At 70.8% G+C, this 16,243-nt stretch carries 13 protein-coding genes and 1 riboswitch; of the genes, 7 read left to right on the top strand and 6 right to left on the bottom strand.

Going from position 1 to position 16,243, the window contains the following annotated elements:
• Window positions 1-25 precede the first annotated feature (25 nt).
• The 4 genes from AC068B_RS10335 to AC068B_RS10320 all read right to left on the bottom strand — a co-directional run bounded on the left by AC068B_RS10335 (window position 26) and on the right by AC068B_RS10320 (window position 4,914).
• Window positions 26-712, bottom strand: a complete 687-nt coding sequence (locus AC068B_RS10335) for a GntR family transcriptional regulator (RefSeq protein WP_478670481.1) — start codon at window positions 710-712, stop codon at window positions 26-28.
• A 245-nt stretch (window positions 713-957) separates the two neighbouring features.
• On the bottom strand, window positions 958-1,761 hold the full coding sequence (locus AC068B_RS10330; protein ID WP_478670479.1) for a M23 family metallopeptidase: 804 nt from the start codon (window positions 1,759-1,761) through the stop codon (window positions 958-960).
• 12 nt (window positions 1,762-1,773) lie between these two features.
• Window positions 1,774-1,936, bottom strand: a riboswitch (cyclic di-AMP (ydaO/yuaA leader).
• Window positions 1,937-2,167: 231 nt separating this feature from the next.
• Window positions 2,168-3,553 carry a M16 family metallopeptidase gene (locus tag AC068B_RS10325; protein ID WP_356249878.1) on the bottom strand — a complete coding sequence of 462 codons (1,386 nt, stop codon included), beginning with the start codon at window positions 3,551-3,553 and terminating at the stop codon, window positions 2,168-2,170.
• Window positions 3,550-4,914, bottom strand: a complete 1,365-nt coding sequence (locus AC068B_RS10320; protein ID WP_356249880.1) for a M16 family metallopeptidase — start codon at window positions 4,912-4,914, stop codon at window positions 3,550-3,552. The genes AC068B_RS10325 and AC068B_RS10320 overlap by 4 nt, the downstream gene beginning before the upstream one ends.
• Window positions 4,915-5,138: 224 nt before the next feature.
• Between AC068B_RS10320 and AC068B_RS10315 the strand changes: the two genes are divergently transcribed.
• Window positions 5,139-7,595, top strand: a complete 2,457-nt coding sequence (locus tag AC068B_RS10315) for a DNA gyrase/topoisomerase IV subunit A (protein WP_478670477.1) — start codon at window positions 5,139-5,141, stop codon at window positions 7,593-7,595.
• Between the two features lie 12 nt (window positions 7,596-7,607).
• Here AC068B_RS10315 and AC068B_RS10310 read toward each other — a convergent pair whose 3' ends face one another.
• Window positions 7,608-8,756, bottom strand: a complete 1,149-nt coding sequence (locus tag AC068B_RS10310; RefSeq protein WP_478670475.1) for a CobW family GTP-binding protein — start codon at window positions 8,754-8,756, stop codon at window positions 7,608-7,610.
• Window positions 8,757-9,082: 326 nt separating this feature from the next.
• Between AC068B_RS10310 and AC068B_RS10305 the strand changes: the two genes are divergently transcribed.
• Together AC068B_RS10305 and AC068B_RS10300 are read left to right on the top strand one after the other, a co-directional pair.
• Window positions 9,083-9,628 carry a DUF6082 family protein gene (locus AC068B_RS10305; protein ID WP_468567558.1) on the top strand — a complete coding sequence of 182 codons (546 nt, stop codon included), beginning with the start codon at window positions 9,083-9,085 and terminating at the stop codon, window positions 9,626-9,628.
• Window positions 9,629-9,943: 315 nt separating this feature from the next.
• Window positions 9,944-10,183 (top strand): hypothetical protein, encoded by a 240-nt coding sequence (locus AC068B_RS10300; RefSeq protein WP_468567560.1) that lies wholly within the window; start codon window positions 9,944-9,946, stop codon window positions 10,181-10,183.
• A 96-nt stretch (window positions 10,184-10,279) separates the two neighbouring features.
• Here the strand turns inward: AC068B_RS10300 and AC068B_RS10295 are convergent, their stop codons facing one another.
• A complete protein-coding gene (locus AC068B_RS10295) occupies window positions 10,280-11,461 on the bottom strand; it encodes a citrate synthase/methylcitrate synthase (RefSeq protein WP_478670472.1) in 1,182 nt (393 codons plus the stop codon).
• A 120-nt stretch (window positions 11,462-11,581) separates the two neighbouring features.
• Between AC068B_RS10295 and AC068B_RS10290 the strand changes: the two genes are divergently transcribed.
• From AC068B_RS10290 to AC068B_RS10275, 4 genes are read left to right on the top strand one after another with little or no spacing between them, the layout of a single operon-like run.
• Window positions 11,582-12,841, top strand: a complete 1,260-nt coding sequence (locus tag AC068B_RS10290; protein WP_478670471.1) for a citrate synthase family protein — start codon at window positions 11,582-11,584, stop codon at window positions 12,839-12,841.
• Between the two features lie 36 nt (window positions 12,842-12,877).
• On the top strand, window positions 12,878-13,843 hold the full coding sequence (locus AC068B_RS10285; protein WP_478670470.1) for a sucrase ferredoxin: 966 nt from the start codon (window positions 12,878-12,880) through the stop codon (window positions 13,841-13,843).
• 28 nt (window positions 13,844-13,871) lie between these two features.
• The gene (locus tag AC068B_RS10280) at window positions 13,872-15,563 is read left to right on the top strand and encodes a sensor histidine kinase (protein ID WP_478670467.1); all 1,692 of its coding nucleotides are present in this window, start codon (window positions 13,872-13,874) and stop codon (window positions 15,561-15,563) included.
• Window positions 15,560-16,237: a response regulator gene (locus AC068B_RS10275; RefSeq protein ID WP_478670466.1), complete on the top strand. Its 678-nt coding sequence runs from the start codon at window positions 15,560-15,562 to the stop codon at window positions 16,235-16,237. The genes AC068B_RS10280 and AC068B_RS10275 overlap by 4 nt, the downstream gene beginning before the upstream one ends.
• Window positions 16,238-16,243: the final 6 nt, after the last annotated feature.

The raw sequence follows: 16,243 nt of genomic DNA, 5'->3' as shown, positions 1-16,243 counted from the left end.
CTCCTCTTTGTATACGGCGCCTCCGTTAATTCCGGAGACTCACCGTGTTTACGGCATGTTGCGAATCCCTCACGCGGCCGCCCCGGCGCGCGGGCCGCAATCGGTGGGCCGCGCGGGCCCGTTCGACGTGTGCCGCGGTGAGCGCCCTCGCCCGTTCCGCGTCCCGGCGGGCGACCGCGTCGGCGATCGCCGCGTGCTCGGACCAGGACTCGTCCGGCGTCGCCGGGGTATCGACGACGTACATCCAGGCGATCTTGTGCCGGAGCGGGGTGAGCAGCGCCGTGAGGCCGGGGCTGCCGGACGCCTGGGCGAGCGTCTCGTGGAACCAGCCGCCCAGCGAGCGCAGATCCTCCCCGCGGCCGCTCCTGGAGCGCTGCTGGCCCAGCCTGACGAGTCCGCGCAGGACCTTCAGGTGTGCGTCCGTGCGGCGCTGCGCGGCGCGTGCCGCGGCGAGCGGCTCCAGCAGCGTCCGGACCTCCAGGAGGTCCGCGGCCTCCTGTTCCGTCGGCTCGGCGACGCATGCGCCCGCATGCCTGCGGGTGACGACGAAGCCCTCGGCCTCCAGCGTGCGCAGGGCCTCGCGCACGGGGACGCGGGAGACTCCGTAGCGCCGCGCGAGGAGTTCCTCGGTGAGTCTGCCGCCCCTTTCATATACACCGGCGACTATGTCGTCCCGAATGGCCGTGCATACCGAGTGCGCGGGAACGCGCATGACCGGACCTCCGCCTTAATCCCCGCGACACGCGGTCGACCGACGCTCGTTCCGTGACTCTATTGCAGAGCGCCGGAATTTCCGACGGCGGACAGAAATCCATGGATATCTTTTGGCCAAGAACGGGCGGCAGGGGACGATGGCCGGGGAACGCCGAAAGCCCCGGCTCGGGAGGAGCCGGGGCTTTCGGTGAAGTGCTGCGGGGCCGTCCGCGTGGGGCGACCGCGTCGGCCGTCCGCTTCGGATCAGACCTTGACGCCGTGCGAGCGCAGGTACGAGACCGGGTCGATGTCGGAGCCGTACTCCTCGCCGGAGCGGGCCTCGAAGTGGAGGTGCGGGCCACTGGAGTTGCCGGTGGACCCGGAGAGACCGATCTGCTGGCCCGGGGTGACCGTCTGGCCGACGGTGACGCCGAGGGACGACATGTGGCCGTACTGGGTGTACGTGCCGTCGTTCATCTTGATGACCACGTTGTTGCCGTAGGCACCACCCCAGCCCGCCTCGACGACGGTGCCGGAGCCGACCGCGTGGACGGCGGTGCCGGACGCGGCGTGGAAGTCGACACCGGTGTGGCTGCCGGAGGACCACATGGCGCCGCCGGTCTGGTAGCCCGTGGAGACGTACGAGCCGGAGACCGGGGAGACGTAGGTGTTCAGGCGCTTGCGCTCGGCCTCGCGGGCGGCACGCTCCTTGGCCTCGTGCTCCTTCTTGGCCTTCGCCTTGGCCTCCGCCTCGGCCTTGCGCTTCTCCTCGGCGGCCTTCTTCTTGGCGGCCTCTTCGGCCTTCTTGGCGGCAGCGGCGTCGTCGGCGGCCTGGCGCTGCGCGGCGGCCTGCGCGTCGACGCTCTCGGCGAGCGAGTCGCCGACGGATATCGCCTGGGTGAGACCAGTGTGCTCCACGGCCGCTTCGTCGGCGGCGGCGAGCGCGGGGGCGGCAAGGCCTCCGATGACACCGGTGGTGGTGAGCGCCGCGACACCTGCGACGTTCGCGGTGGTCCGCGTGAGGCGACTCGGACGACGGTGCTTCCCGGTGGCACGGGTGAACGCCATGTGGCGGGTGTTCCTTTCCTTCCCTCTCGCCTACCGGGTTAGCTGACGGGTTCGGAGCAGGAAGGTCTCCTACGGGTCCCTCACCTCGCGGCAAGGTGCCCGATTCACCCCAGGGGACATGTGGGTCCCCGGCTCCCCTGGCTCGCGCCGTACGGGGACTCGGCGATGACTGTCCGGTGCCGCGGATGCGGCGTACTGCGCGACGAACAGCCGGGTCGACGCTAAGCGGGGCATCTTTCGATCGACAAACAGAACGCGCCTTTTGTAGCGCACGCCACACGGCAGACAGGCAACCTCCATACCAATCCGGACATATGAGGACCCTGGCGACCGAAAGGGTCACCAGGGTCCCGATACGTCCCAACTTGCGTCCTGACTGTGGCTCAGCGCCGACGCCGACCGTCACTCAGCCGGTGACCACGCTCACTTCGCCGATCCCGAGCGCCCTGACGGGCTCCTCGATCTGCGCGGCGTCCCCGACGAGGACCGTCACCAGGCGGTCCTCCGGGAAGGCGTTCACGACGGCCGCAGTGGCCTCCACGGTGCCGGTGGCGGCCAGCTGTCGGTACAGCTGCGCCTGGAAGTCGTCCGGCAGGTTCTGCTCGACCTGGTCGGCGAGCGTCGCCGCCACGGAGGCGGCCATCTCGTACTTGAGCGGGGCCACGCCCACCAGGTTCTGCACGGCGACGTCGCGCTCGGCGTCGGTGAGCCCCTCCGCGGCGAGGGTGCGCAGCACCTTCCAGAGGTCGTCCAGCGCCGGGCCCGTGTTCGGGGTGTCCACGGAGCCGCTGATGGCGAGCATCGCGGCGCCCGTCCCGTCCGGGGCGGAGCGGAGCACCTGGCCGAACGCCCGTACGCCGTAGGTGTATCCCTTCTCCTCGCGCAGGACACGGTCCAGGCGGGAGGTGAGGGTGCCGCCCAGGCAGTACGTGCCGAGCACCTGGGCGGGCCACACGCGGTCGTGCCGGTCGGCGCCGACGCGGCCGATCAGCAGCTGTGTCTGGACCGCTCCGGGGCGGTCCACGATGACGACGCGGCCGCGGTCGTCGGCGATCACCGGCGGCACGGGGCGCGACTCGCCCGCGGAGCCGGTCCAGGCGCCGACGGTGTCGGCGAGGACGGCGTCCAGGTCGGTGCCCACCAGGTCGCCGACGACGACCAGGGTGGCCGTGGCGGGGCGGACGAACTTCTCGTAGAAGGCACGCACCGCCGCCGAGTCGATGGCGGTGACCGTCTCCTCGGTGCCCTGACGCGGGCGCGACATGCGCGCGGTCGGCGGGAAGAGCTGCCTGGAGAGCTCCTTGGCGGCGCGGCGCGCCGGGTTGGCGGCCTCGTGCGGGATCTCGTCCAGGCGGTTGCGTACGAGCCGTTCGATCTCGCTGTCCGCGAAGGCGGGGGCCCGCAGGGCGTCGGCGAGCAGGCCGAGTGCCTTCGGGAGCCGGGAGACCGGGACCTCGAGCGAGACCCGCACGCCCGGGTGGTCGGCGTGCGCGTCGAGGGTCGCGCCGCAGCGGTCGAGCTCGGCGGCGAACTCCTCCGCGGAGTGCTTGTCGGTGCCCTCGTTGAAGGCCCGCGCCATGATGGTGGCGACGCCGTCCAGGCCTTCCGGCTCGGCGTCCAGGGGCGCTTCGAGGTGGATCTCGACGGCGACGACCTGCTGGCCGGGGCGGTTGCAGCGCAGGACCGTGAGGCCGTTGGGCAGCGTGCCGCGCTCGGGGGCCGGGAAGGCCCAGGGCTTGGCCGTACCGGCCTGGGGCTGGGGGTGGAACTGCATCGTCGCGGCCTCGGTCACTTCGCCGCCTCCTCTTCTTCCTCGGCGCCCTCGGCGGCGTCTGCGGCCTCCTCGGCCCCGTCAACGGGCTCGTACACGAGCACCGCGCGGTTGTCCGGGCGCAGCCGGGCCCCGGCGACCTCCTGGACCTCTTCCGCGGTGATGTCGAGGACGCGCTGGACGGCCGTGAGGGCGAGCTGCGGGTCGCCGAACAGGACCGCGAACCTGCACAGTTCGTCGGCGCGGCCCGCGACTGTGCCGAGCCGGTCGAGCCACTCGCGCTCCAGCTGCGCCTGGGCGCGCTCCATCTCCTCCGGAGTGGGGCCCTCCGCGGCGAAGCGGGCGAGCTCCTCGTCGACGGCGGCCTCGATGACGGGCACCTCGACGTCGCCCGACGTCTTCACGTCGAGCCAGCCGAGCGAGGGCGCCCCCGCGAGGCGCAGCAGGCCGAACCCGGCGGCGACCGCGGTGCGGTCCCTGCGCACGAGCCGGTTGTAGAGCCTGGAGGACTCGCCGCTGCCGAGGACGGTGAGGGCGAGGTCGGCCGCGTCGCACGCGCGCGTGCCGTCCTCCGGGAGGCGGTAGGCGGCCATCAGGGCGCGGGCCGGGACCTCCTCCTCGATGACCTCGCGCAGCTCCTTGCCGATGCGCTCGGGCAGCGAGCCGTCGCGCGGCGGCTGCTTGCCGTCGTGTCCGGGGATCGACCCGAAGTACTTCTCGACCCAGGCCAGCGTCTGCTCCGGGTCGATGTCGCCGACGACCGAGAGGACCGCGTTGTTGGGCGCGTAGTACGTGCGGAAGAACGCTCGCGCGTCCTCCAGGGTGGCCGCGTCCAGGTCGGCCATGGAGCCGATCGGCGTGTGGTGGTAGGGGTGGCCCTCCGGGTACGAGAGGGCGGTCAGCTTTTCGAACGCCGTGCCGTACGGAACGTTGTCGTACCGCTGGCGGCGCTCGTTCTTCACGACGTCGCGCTGGTTCTCCATCGACTCTTCGTCCAGCGCGGAGAGCAGCGAGCCCATCCGGTCGGCCTCGAGCCAGAGGGCCAGCTCCAACTGGTGGGCGGGCATGGTCTCGAAATAGTTGGTGCGCTCGAAGCTCGTCGTGCCGTTGAGCGAACCGCCCGCTCCCTGGACCAGCTCGAAGTGGCCATTGCCGTGCACCTGCTGCGAGCCCTGGAACATCAGGTGCTCGAAGAGGTGAGCAAGGCCTGTACGCCCCTTGACCTCGTGGCGGGAGCCGACGTCGTACCAGAGGCAGACCGCGGCGACCGGGGTCAGGTGGTCCTCGGAGAGCACCACGCGCAGGCCGTTGGCCAGCCGGTGCTCGGTCGCTGTCAGGCCGCCGGAGCCGGCCTCGGCTGTGGCCGTGTGACCCATGGGCATGTACGTCCCTTCGATCGCTGGATCATTGCTGGATCAGAACAATTGCTGCCAGTCCTGCCACTGTATGCAAGCGTGTCAGCACCTGACGAAGTTCCCGCTCCGCCCTCGGCGTAGTCGCGGGTGACACCGCCGGTGCACGGGTCGTGGTCGGCGTTGTCAGTGGGACAGTCCACAATGGTCGGCGTCAGAACCCGCACTTGCTTGGTGAAGGAGCCGCAGCAGCGATGGCCCGCCGCAGCACGAAGACCCCGCCGCCCGACGAGTCGTACGAGGAGAAGATCCTCGACATCGACGTCGTCGACGAGATGCAGGGCTCCTTCCTCGAGTACGCGTATTCGGTCATCTACTCCCGCGCCCTGCCGGACGCCCGCGACGGCATGAAGCCGGTGCACCGCAGGATCGTCTACCAGATGAACGAGATGGGCCTGCGCCCCGACCGCGGCTATGTGAAGTGTGCCCGTGTCGTCGGCGAGGTCATGGGTAAGTTGCACCCGCACGGCGACGCGTCGATCTACGACGCGCTGGTCCGCATGGCCCAGCCCTTCTCGATGCGCCTCCCCCTGGTGGACGGCCACGGCAACTTCGGCTCGCTCGGCAACGACGACCCGCCGGCCGCCATGCGGTACACCGAGTGCAAGATGGCCGACGCCACCTCCCTGATGACGGAGTCGATCGACGAGAACACCGTCGACTTCGAGCCGAACTACGACGGCCAGGAGACGGAGCCGACCGCCCTCCCTGCGGCGTATCCGAACCTCCTGGTCAACGGCGCGTCGGGCATCGCGGTCGGCATGGCGACGAACATGCCGCCGCACAACCTCGGCGAGGTCATCGCCGCCGCCCGCCACCTCATCAAGCACCCGGGGGCCGACCTCGAGACGCTGATGAAGTACGTGCCGGGCCCCGACCTGCCCACGGGCGGCCGGATCGTCGGGCTGAACGGCATCAAGGATGCGTACGAATCGGGCCGCGGCACCTTCAAGACCCGTGCCACGGTCTCCGTGGAGAACGTGACGGCGCGCCGCAAGGGCCTCGTCGTCACCGAACTGCCCTTCACCGTCGGCCCCGAGAAGGTCATCTCCAAGATCAAGGACCTGGTCGGCTCGAAGAAGCTGCAGGGCATCGCCGACGTCAAGGACCTCACCGACCGCGCGCACGGCCTGCGCCTGGTCATCGAGATCAAGAACGGCTTCGTCCCCGAGGCGGTCCTCGAGCAGCTCTACAAGCTGACGCCGATGGAGGAGTCCTTCGGCATCAACAACGTGGCGCTGGTGGACGGCCAGCCCCTCACCCTCGGCCTCAAGGAGCTCCTGGAGGTCTATCTCGACCACCGGTTCAACGTGGTGCGCCGCCGCAGCGAGTTCCGCCGCGGCAAGAAGCGCGACCGCCTGCACCTGGTCGAGGGCCTCCTGGTCGCCCTCCTGGACATCGACGAGGTCATCCGCCTCATCCGCTCCAGCGAGAACTCGGCGCAGGCCAAGGAGCGCCTGATCGAGCGCTTCTCGCTCAGCGACATCCAGACGCAGTACATCCTGGACACGCCGCTGCGCCGCCTGACCAAGTTCGACCGCATCGAGCTGGAGTCCGAGCGCGACCGGCTCAACGGCGAGATCGACGAGCTGACCGGCATCCTCGAGTCGGACGCGGAGCTGCGCAAGCTGGTCTCCACCGAACTGGCCGCCGTCGCCAAGAAGTTCGCCACCGACCGGCGCACGGTGCTCCTGGAGTCCTCCGGAACCCCGGCCGCCGCCCCGGTCTCGCTGCAGGTGGCCGACGACCCGTGCCGGGTCCTCCTGTCGTCGACGGGCCTGCTGGCCCGCACGGCCAACGGCGAGCCCTTCGCCGAGAGCGACACCAAGCGCGTGAAGCACGACGTGATCGTCTCGGCGGTGCCTGCGACCGCGCGCGGCGAGGTGGGTGCGGTCACGTCCGACGGGCGGCTGTTGCGCCTCTCCGTAGTGGACCTCCCCCAGCTGCCGGAGACGGCGAGCGCGCCCAACCTCTCCGGAGGGGCGCCCGTCTCGGAGCTGCTGTCCCTGGAGAAGGACGAGAAGCTGATCTGCCTGATGACGCTCGACGAGTCCTCGCCGGGCCTCGCGCTCGGCACCGAGCAGGGCGTCGTCAAGCGCGTGGTCCCCGACTATCCCTCCCACAAGGAGGAGTTGGAGGTCATCACGCTGAAGGACGGTGACCGGATCGTCGGCGCGGCCGAGCTGCGCACCGGCGAGGAGGACCTGGTCTTCATCACGGACGACGCCCAGCTCCTGCGTTATCCGGCCTCGCAGGTCCGCCCGCAGGGCCGTCCGGCGGGCGGCATGGCGGGCGTCAAGCTCGTCGACGGCGCGAAGGTCATCTCCTTCGCGGCGGTGGACCCGGCGGTGGACGCGGTCGTCTTCACGGTGGCGGGTTCGCGCGGCACCCTCGACGACTCGGTGCAGACGACGGCCAAGCTCACCCCGTTCGACCAGTACCCGCGCAAGGGGCGCGCCACGGGTGGCGTTCGCGTCCAGCGGTTCCTGAAGGGCGAGGACTGTCTGAGCTTCGCCTGGGCGGGCCCGACGCCGCCGCACGCGGCCCAGCGCAACGGCGCACCGGCCGAGCTGCCGGAGGTGGATCCGCGCCGCGACGGTTCGGGCGTCTCGCTCCAGAAGCCGGTGGCGGCGGTGGCGGGACCGGCGTAGTCGCGGCCGCGGCTACCCGCGCCGGGAGCCGGACTCCTCGTCCGGCTCCTGGTCCAACTCCTGATCCATCTCCCCCTCCGGCTCCCTCACGTATCGCAGTACGCCCCACATGCCCTGCTCGTCGGCCTGTGGGGCGTCCTCGCGGCAGGCCTCCAGCTCCTTCTCCAGGGTCGGTACGTCGACGTCCGACCCGATGAGCACCAGCTGGGTGAGGCGCGGCTCGCCCGGAGCCCACGGCTCCGGATAGAAACGCAGGAAGCGCCCCACGGCGTGCACCTCGTACCGGTTCCGCGGGTCGGCGGCGCCGAAATCGACGTACCCCTTGATGCGGTAGAGCCCCTCGGGCCGACTGTCGAGCAGGGCCATCAAGGGGCGCGGCCCCATGGGCACTTCGGAGGTGAAGGCGAGGCTTTCGTAGGCGGCGTGCAGGTGGTCGTGGTGCGCGCATCGACCGTCCGCGCAGGCCTCGGTCTCCGCGTGATCGTCCTCGCGGAGGTCATCCTCGCGCAGGTCGTCCTCGCGCAGGTCGTCGAAGGAGAGCTGTCCGACCCGCTCCCCCACGGGCGCGCGGTCGAAGAACAGCTCCACATCGACGCGGCCGTAGGAGGCGGCCACGACGGCCGCGCGCCCCGCGAGCCCCCGGACGGCCCGGACGACGCGCTCGCGCTCCTCTACGGGCACCCGGTCGGCCTTGTTGACCACGACGAGGTCGGCGATGCCGAGGTGCCGGTCCAGCTCAGGGTGCCGCTCCCTGGTGGCCTCGAACTCGGCAGCGTCCACGACCTCGACGAGCCCTCCGTACACGATGTGCGGGTTCTCGCTGGCCAACAGCATCTTCACGAGCTCCTGCGGCTCGGCGAGCCCGCTCGCCTCGATGACGATGACGTCGATCCCGGCGGCGGGCCGGGCGAGCCGCTCCAGGTATTCGTCGAGCTCACTGGCGTCCACGGCACAGCACAGGCAGCCGTTGCCGAGGGAGACGGTCGAGTCGCCGAGTTGCCCGGCGACCGACATGGCATCGATCTCGATCGAACCGAAATCGTTGACGATCGCCCCGATCCGGCTGCCGCCGCTGCGGTGCAGCAGATGGTTGAGCAGGGTCGTCTTGCCCGAGCCGAGAAATCCGGCGAGGACGACGACCGGGATCTGCTGCTTGTTCAACGCTGACCTCGTGTCGACGCTGGTACGGACCGCTGCGGGTCCCGTACGACGAATGAAGACGGGGCCAGGATAGGCACGCGTAGCCGGGCCGCGGAGTGAACGATTGTTAGCGGCGCTCGCGGGGCACACGTTAGGCACGGCGCAGGGTTGTCAGACCACTGCTTCCTTCCGTGCGCCTCCTCTCCGCCTCCCCGCCGGTCAGAGCCGCTCGGCACCCTGGGAGACGGCAAGCGCACCGCCCACCGCTCGCCGGTCCGCTCCCTGTCGACCCGCAACCGACGACCGGCGGACGGTCGCCCGAATCGGGGGTTGACATGTTCACAAAGATGCACGCAGCAGAAATGCTGCGCTGCGTTGTCACAGCAGGGCTTGGCATCGCCGCGGGAGCCGTCGCCACCTCGGCCGCGCAGCGACGCACCGTCGACGCGCTCGATGCGCGGCTCAAGTGCCTGGAGCGCACGGCACAGGCCCAGCGGCACACGAATCTGACCTACCAGCAGCGCCTGCACTGGGAGTTGCTGAGCAAGGCCATGGACGACGCCGACCTCGCCGAGGTCCTCGACGCCTACGGAGAGGGCGTCTCCACCAAGCGGCAACGGCAGTACCTCTACGCCAACGCCATGTACACCAACATGGTGCTCAACTACCGCATCGGCAACTTCACCCGGGACCAGTTCTACGGCTACGCCCGTGGCATGCTCCAGAATCCGATCGTCCGGGAGTACTGGCACGCGACCCAACCTCACAGGGCGACTCTCGACAGCACCACCGAGGAGGCCCAACTGGGTCTGATGGTCGACGACCTCCTGCATCAACTGGAGGAGGCGGACATCGACGAATGGTGGGTGGTGGGCGAGCCACCGCCCGCATGAGCCGACCTCCGGGGCTCACGTGACCCGCGCGTCGACGGGTACTAGACCCGCACGTCGGCGAGCGTTTGATCCGCACTTGGGGGCACTTGATCCACATGAGGGACATCGGGTTCGTCCCGGACGCGAAGCCCGTAACCAAATTTGGCACCGTGGCGTTTTGCAGTGCCATACGGTGAACGCCAGCCTTCACGCGCGCGAGATTTCACCACCACAAGAGCGCCGGCGTTCACCGTGGCTGTCCGCGAGCCCCTCCCCTTCCGGGTCTCTCGACGCGGCCCCAGGTCCGTCGGCCGCGAGATCAAAGGGAACACGACAGTGAGCCGAATCATCCGTCGTATCGGGGCTTCTCCTCGCGCTCGAGGCTGTGCGACAGGCCAGAACTGTCCCGACATCTTCGAGCTGTCCGACGGAAGTTTCGCTGTCATCGGTACCGACGTCACGGCCACGCTGGACGCGGACCTCCCTGCGGACGCCTCGCGTGCCGACTACGAGCGCATCGTCACGATCTCCCGCGAGACCCTGATCCGGGCCAAGGCGGATATCCCGGACGCCTGACGGGCTGCGTAGTACTCGTAGCACTCGCATCACTCGCACTCGTCCACTTCAGGGCGCCGACATGCACAGAGCGTCGGCGCCCTGAAGCCGTCCGGATCAGCCGAGTGCGGACGTCGGCACCGGCACCGGAGGCGCCACCCCCACATACCGTGCGGCCGGGCGGATGATCTTTGAGTCGCGGGCCTGTTCCAGGATGTTGGCGCTCCAGCCGATCACCCGTGCCGATGCGAACGTCGGCGTGAACATGTCCCGGGGCAGGCCGCACAGTTCCATGACCACGCCTGCGTAGAACTCCACGTTCGTGTGCAGTTCGCGGCCCGGCTTCAGCTCCGCCAGGATCTCCTCGACCTGTCGCTCCACCTCGACCGCGAACTCCACCATGTCGCCGCCGAACTCCTGGGCGATGCCGCGCAGCATGCGTGAGCGCGGGTCCTCGGTGCGGTAGACGGGGTGACCGAAGCCCATGATGCGGTCTCCCGCGAGGACCCGCTCGCGGATCCAGCCGTCGATCCGGTCGCGGGTGCCGATCGCGTCGAGCGTGTCGAGGGCCCGGCTCGGAGCGCCACCGTGCAGCGGACCCGACAGCGCGCCGACCGCGCCGACCAGACAGGCCGCCACATCCGCACCCGTCGAGGTGATGACGCGGGCGGTGAACGTTGACGCGTTGAACCCGTGGTCAATGGTTGAGATCAAGTACTGCTCGATCGCCCGCGTGCGGGCGGCGTCCGGCTCCGAACCGGTCAGCATGTAGAGGTAGTTGGCGGCGTACGACAGGTCGTCGCGCGGCTCGACGGGGTCGAGGCCCTGACCGAGCCGGTACAGCGCGGTGAGCAGCGTCGGCACCACGGCGGACGCGGCCAGGGCGTCCGCGCGGCGCCGGTCCTCGTCGATGTCGTACACCGGTCGGAAGCCCTCCGACGCCCCGAAGAGCGAGAGGGCGGTGCGCAGCCCGGAGAGCGGGCCCGACAGCACACTGGCGCGAGCTATGGCGGGCAGCGCCTCACGCACCTCCGCGGGCAACTGGCGCAGTGACGCGGTGTGCGCGGCGAAGGCGGCGCTCTGCTCAGAGTCGGGCAGCTCGCCGTGGAACATCAGGTGCCACACGTCCTCGAAGCCGCGGTTCTGCGCGAGCTCGACGGCCGAGTACTGGCGGTAGTGGTAGAAGCCCTCATATCCCCTGACGTCTCCGATTTCAGTCTCAGTGACGACGACGCCCGCGAGTCCTCGTGGGACCTCCACGGGTTCGGTGGGGACGGCAGCGGAGCCATTGATCGGCATGTTCTTCCTCGACTTCCTCCCTGGACTTGATTCGACTGTCCATGCTTGACTGTTGTGCTGTCAATATTGATTGAATCAATACACATGTACAGGCATCGGGATGCAGATACGGTGACGCCCATGACGGATCAAGGAGCCACGCACGAAAGTCGGCGGCTCAGCACCAAGGAAGCAGCCGAACTGCTCGGCGTGAAGCCCGAGACCGTGTACGCGTACGTGAGCCGCGGCCAGCTCAGCAGCCGCCGTGGTCCTGGCTCGCGGGGCAGCACGTTCGACGCCAAGGAGGTCGAGGCGCTGGCCCGCAGGAACAGGCGGGAACCCGCGGCACCGACCACGGCCAACGAGCTCTCCGTGCGCACCCGGATCACGCTCATCGACAAGGATCACTACTACTTCCGCGGTGTCGACGCCACGGAGCTCGCGCTGCACCACTCCTACGAAGAGGTCGCCGAGTGGCTGTGGACGGGAGTGCTGCGCCCCGGCATCGGCTTCACCGCCCCCGAGGAGACCACCGCCGCCGCCCGCCGCGCCGTCGACGCGCTGCCCGAGCACAGCGGCCACACCGACCGTCTTCGCGTCGCCGCCATCTCCGCCGCGGCCGCCGACCCGCTCCGCTTCGACCTCTCCGAAGAGGCGGTCATCGGCACCGCACGCACGCTCATCCCCACCCTCGTCACCGCGCTTCCGCCGGTCCTGCCAGGCCACCGCGACGAAGGCCCGCTGGCCCGCCGCCTGTGGGCCCGGCTGACCGGCAGCAAGCCGGACGAGGCCGAGCTGCGCGCCCTGGACACGGCACTCGCGCTGCTCGTCGACCACGACCTCGCCGCGTCGACGCTCGCCGTCCGCGTCGCGGCCTCGGCGCGCGCTCACCCCTACGCCGCGGTGTCGGCGGGGCTCGGCGTCCTGGAGGGTCCCCTGCACGGCGCGGCGAGCGGACTCGCCCACCGCATGCTGCTCGATGTGCTCGACAGGGGCAGCGCGGCTCCCGTGGTCGCCGACGAACTCCGGGCAGGCCGCCGGGTTCCCGGGCTCGGCCACCGGCTCTACCCCGGCGAGGACCCGCGCGCGCAGACGCTGTTCGGCCTCCTGGAGGTGATGCCGAAGGCAGGTCCCGCCCTCGCGGCGGCCCGCGACATAGTGGCCACCACCGCCCGCCACACCGACCTGCGGGCCAACGTCGACCTCGCCCTGGCCGTCCTCACGGCGTCCACGGGGATGCCTGCGGAGGCGGGCGAGACGATCTTCGCGGTGGCCCGCACGGCAGGCTGGATCGCACATGCTCTGGAGGAGTACGAGGAGCGGCCCCTACGCATGCGCCCCAGCGGCCAGTACGTCGGTCTGCGTCCGCCGCAGCCGATGCCCGCCCCGCCGGACGTGTGAACCGCCCGAGATGAGGGGCGGGTTAGGCTCACCTGCGTGAGTACGTGCGCGACCGCCTCGCGGGACCTGACCGAGCCTCTCGCGGGGACCGCGGCCACCGCCAGGACATGGCTCCTGCTGGAACAGTCGGGCCCCTGGGGCGCCAAGGCCCTGACGTCCAGCCATCTCGACCCGGAGCTCGGCCGCGCCCTGGAGAAGGCCGCCGAGGGAACCGGCGTGCGCGTCGCCCTCATCCGCCGCCCAGGGCGCCACGCGGACTGTCACGCCCCGGCCCGGCACCAGGTGTACGTGGGACACACCGTCCCCGGCCGCACCTGGCTGCGCGGCGCGGTGCTCGACGATCCCCGCGACCTGCTGGACCTCGACTTCAGCGCCCTCGGCGCGGGCGACCACGGCGGTTTCGGCACCCCGCACACCGGCGCCCCGCTCGCGCTCGTCTGCACGAACGGCAAGCGCGACCGCTGCTGTGCGCTGCTCGGCAGGCCGCTCGCCGCCGCACTCACCGCCTCGGAGGAACAGGGCGCCTGGGAGATCACTCATCTGGGTGGTCATCGCTTCTCCCCCACGCTGCTCGTGCTGCCCTACGGATACGCGTACGGCCGAGCGGAGACGACTGCCGTCAAGGAGATCCTCGACGCGGCACGCGCGGGCCGGGTCCGCACCGACGGCTGCCGGGGCAATTCGGCCTGGGAGCGGCCCGGGCAGGCCGCCGAGCTCGCCGTGCGCACGGCGACCGGCGAGGACGCGGCCGACGCCCTGCGGGTCGTCGCGACGGACGGCACCGACGGAGCGGCCCCGCACTGGGAGGTGACCGTCGCGCACGCCGACGGACGCCGGTGGCACGTCACCGTCGCGCAGGGGGTGTCGCAGCCGCCCCGCCCGGAGAGCTGCGGCGCGGCCCTGGCCTCACCGGCGCGAATGGACGTGGTGGCGGTGCGGGCGATCCCGGACGGCGCCGACGGGCCCACGTACGAGATCCCCGCCACAGTCACTTCGGAGTAGCCCGCTCGCGGCCGTACCGTTCGTACACATGAGCCCGACCTCCCCTGCGCGACGCCTCCGCCTCGGCCTGCCGCGGCGCGTGTTCTCGCAGGTGCTGCTGATGCAGCTGGCCATCGCCGCCGGGGTCGCGGTGCTCGCCACCGGCCTCTTCCTCGCGCCGCTGAGCGATCAGCTCGACGACCAGGCGATGCGTCGCGCGCTCGCCATCGCGCAGACGACGGCCGCCCAGCCGCGCATCGCCGAGGACCTGTCGTCCTCCGGGCCCACGGCCGAAGGCCCCGTCCAGAAGGCGGCCGAGCGGATCCGGCGGGCCAGCGGCGCCGAGTACGTAGTGATCATGAACAAGGAAGGCGTGCGCTGGTCCCACACCGACCGCGGCCAGATCGGCAAGGTCGTCTCGACGGACCCCAGCGACGCCCTCGCGGGCCGTGACGTCATGGAGATCGACAACGGCACACTGGGCCGTTCCGCGCGCGGCAAGGTGGCGCTGCGGGACACGAGCGGGGACATCGTGGGCGCTGTCTCCGTAGGCATCGAGTACGACAGTGTGCGGGCCCGCCTCGTCCACTCGATCCCGGGGCTGCTCGCCTACGCGGGCGGCGCCCTGGCCGTCGGCGCGCTCGCCGCGTATCTGATCTCCCGCAGGGTGCAGCGGCAGACCCGCGACCTGGCCTTCTCCGACATCTCCGCCCTGCTCGCGGAGCGCGAGGCGATGCTGCACGGCATCCGCGAGGGAGTCGTCGCCCTGGACAGGACCGGTCGGGTCCGGCTGCTCAACGACGAGGCTCAGCGCCTCCTCGGCCTCGGCACGGAGGTGATCGGGCAGCCGCTCGACGATGCGCTCGGCCCGGGGCGTACCACCGACGTGCTCGCGGGCCGGGTCACCGGCACCGATCTGCTGACCGTGCGCGGGCAACGCGTCCTGGTCGCCAACCGCATGCCCACCGACGACGGCGGCGCCGTCGCCACCCTGCGCGACCGCACGGAGCTGGAACAGCTCGGCCGGGAGCTCGACTCCACCCGTGGCCTCATCGACGCCCTGCGCGCGCAGGACCACGAGCACGCCAACCGGATGCACACGCTCCTCGGGCTGCTCGAACTGGAGATGTACGAGGAGGCGGCGGAGTTCGTCGGCGAGGTGGCGGGCGCCCACCGGGTGACCGCCGAGCAGATCACCGAGAAGATCCACGACCCGCTGCTCGCGGCCCTGCTGGTCGGCAAGGCCACGGTCGCGGCGGAGCGGGGCGTCGCGCTCTCGGTGCCGCGCGACACCGCTCTGCCGGACCGGCTCGTCGATCCGGGCGGGCTCGTCACGATCGTCGGGAACCTCGTCGACAACGCTCTCGACGCCGCCGCGGGCACCCTCCACGCGCGCGTGGAGGTCGATGTGCGCACCGAAGGACGAACCGTGGTCCTACAGGTACGCGATTCCGGCCCCGGAGTTCCGGCCGGACAGCGCGAGACGATCTTTACCGAGGGCTGGTCCACCAAGGAGCCCCCCGCCCACGGCAAGCGCGGCATCGGCCTGGCCTTGGTCCGTAGGCTCGCCGAGCGGCAGGGCGGCAGCGCGCGGGTCGGCGAAGCACCGGACGGTGGTGCGGAGTTCAGCGTCGTCCTGCCCGAAGGCCTGACGGAGCCCACGCTCGCCGCGGCGGAGGAGCACGATGACCCAAGGCGCGAAGGAGCGACGATGACCCGGGTCCCGAAGGAGCCACGATGATCGACGTTCTTGTCGTGGACGACGACACCCGCGTCGCGGACGTCAATGCCGCCTACGTGGAGAAGATCCCCGGCTTCCGGGTGGCCGCGAAGGCACACAACGCCGCCGAGGCCCTGCGCCTCGTCCAGGACGTCCCCGTCGATCTGGTGCTGCTGGATCACTACCTGCCGGACGAGACGGGTCTCTCCGTCGTACGCAGCCTGCGGGAGCGGGGCCACCAGACCGACGTGATCATGGTGACCGCGGCGCGCGACGTCGCGACGGTCCAGGCGGCGATGCGGCACGGCGCGCTCCAGTACCTGGTGAAGCCGTTCTCCTATGCGGGCCTGCGCGCCAAGCTCGACGCGTACGCCACGCTGCGCCGCACGCTGGACGGCGGGGGCGAGGCCGAGCAGGCCGAGGTCGACCGCATCTTCGGCGCCCTGTCGTCGACTCCCGCCCCCGAGCTGCCCAAGGGGCACTCCCCCACCACGGCTGAGCTGGTGCGCCGGGCACTGATGGCCGCGGAGGGGCCGCTCTCGGCCCAGGAGCTGGCGGACCGCACACGACTGAGCCGACAGACGGCGCAGCGCTATCTGAAGCTCCTGGAGCGCACGGGCCGGGTCAGGCTGAGTCTCAAGTACGGGGACACGGGCCGCCCCGAGCACCGCTACGAGTGGGCGGCCAGCGTCTGAGGCACC

This window comes from Streptomyces sp. NPDC042371 (genome assembly GCF_056437465.1).
This window is presented reverse-complemented; position numbering and strand designations above follow the sequence as displayed.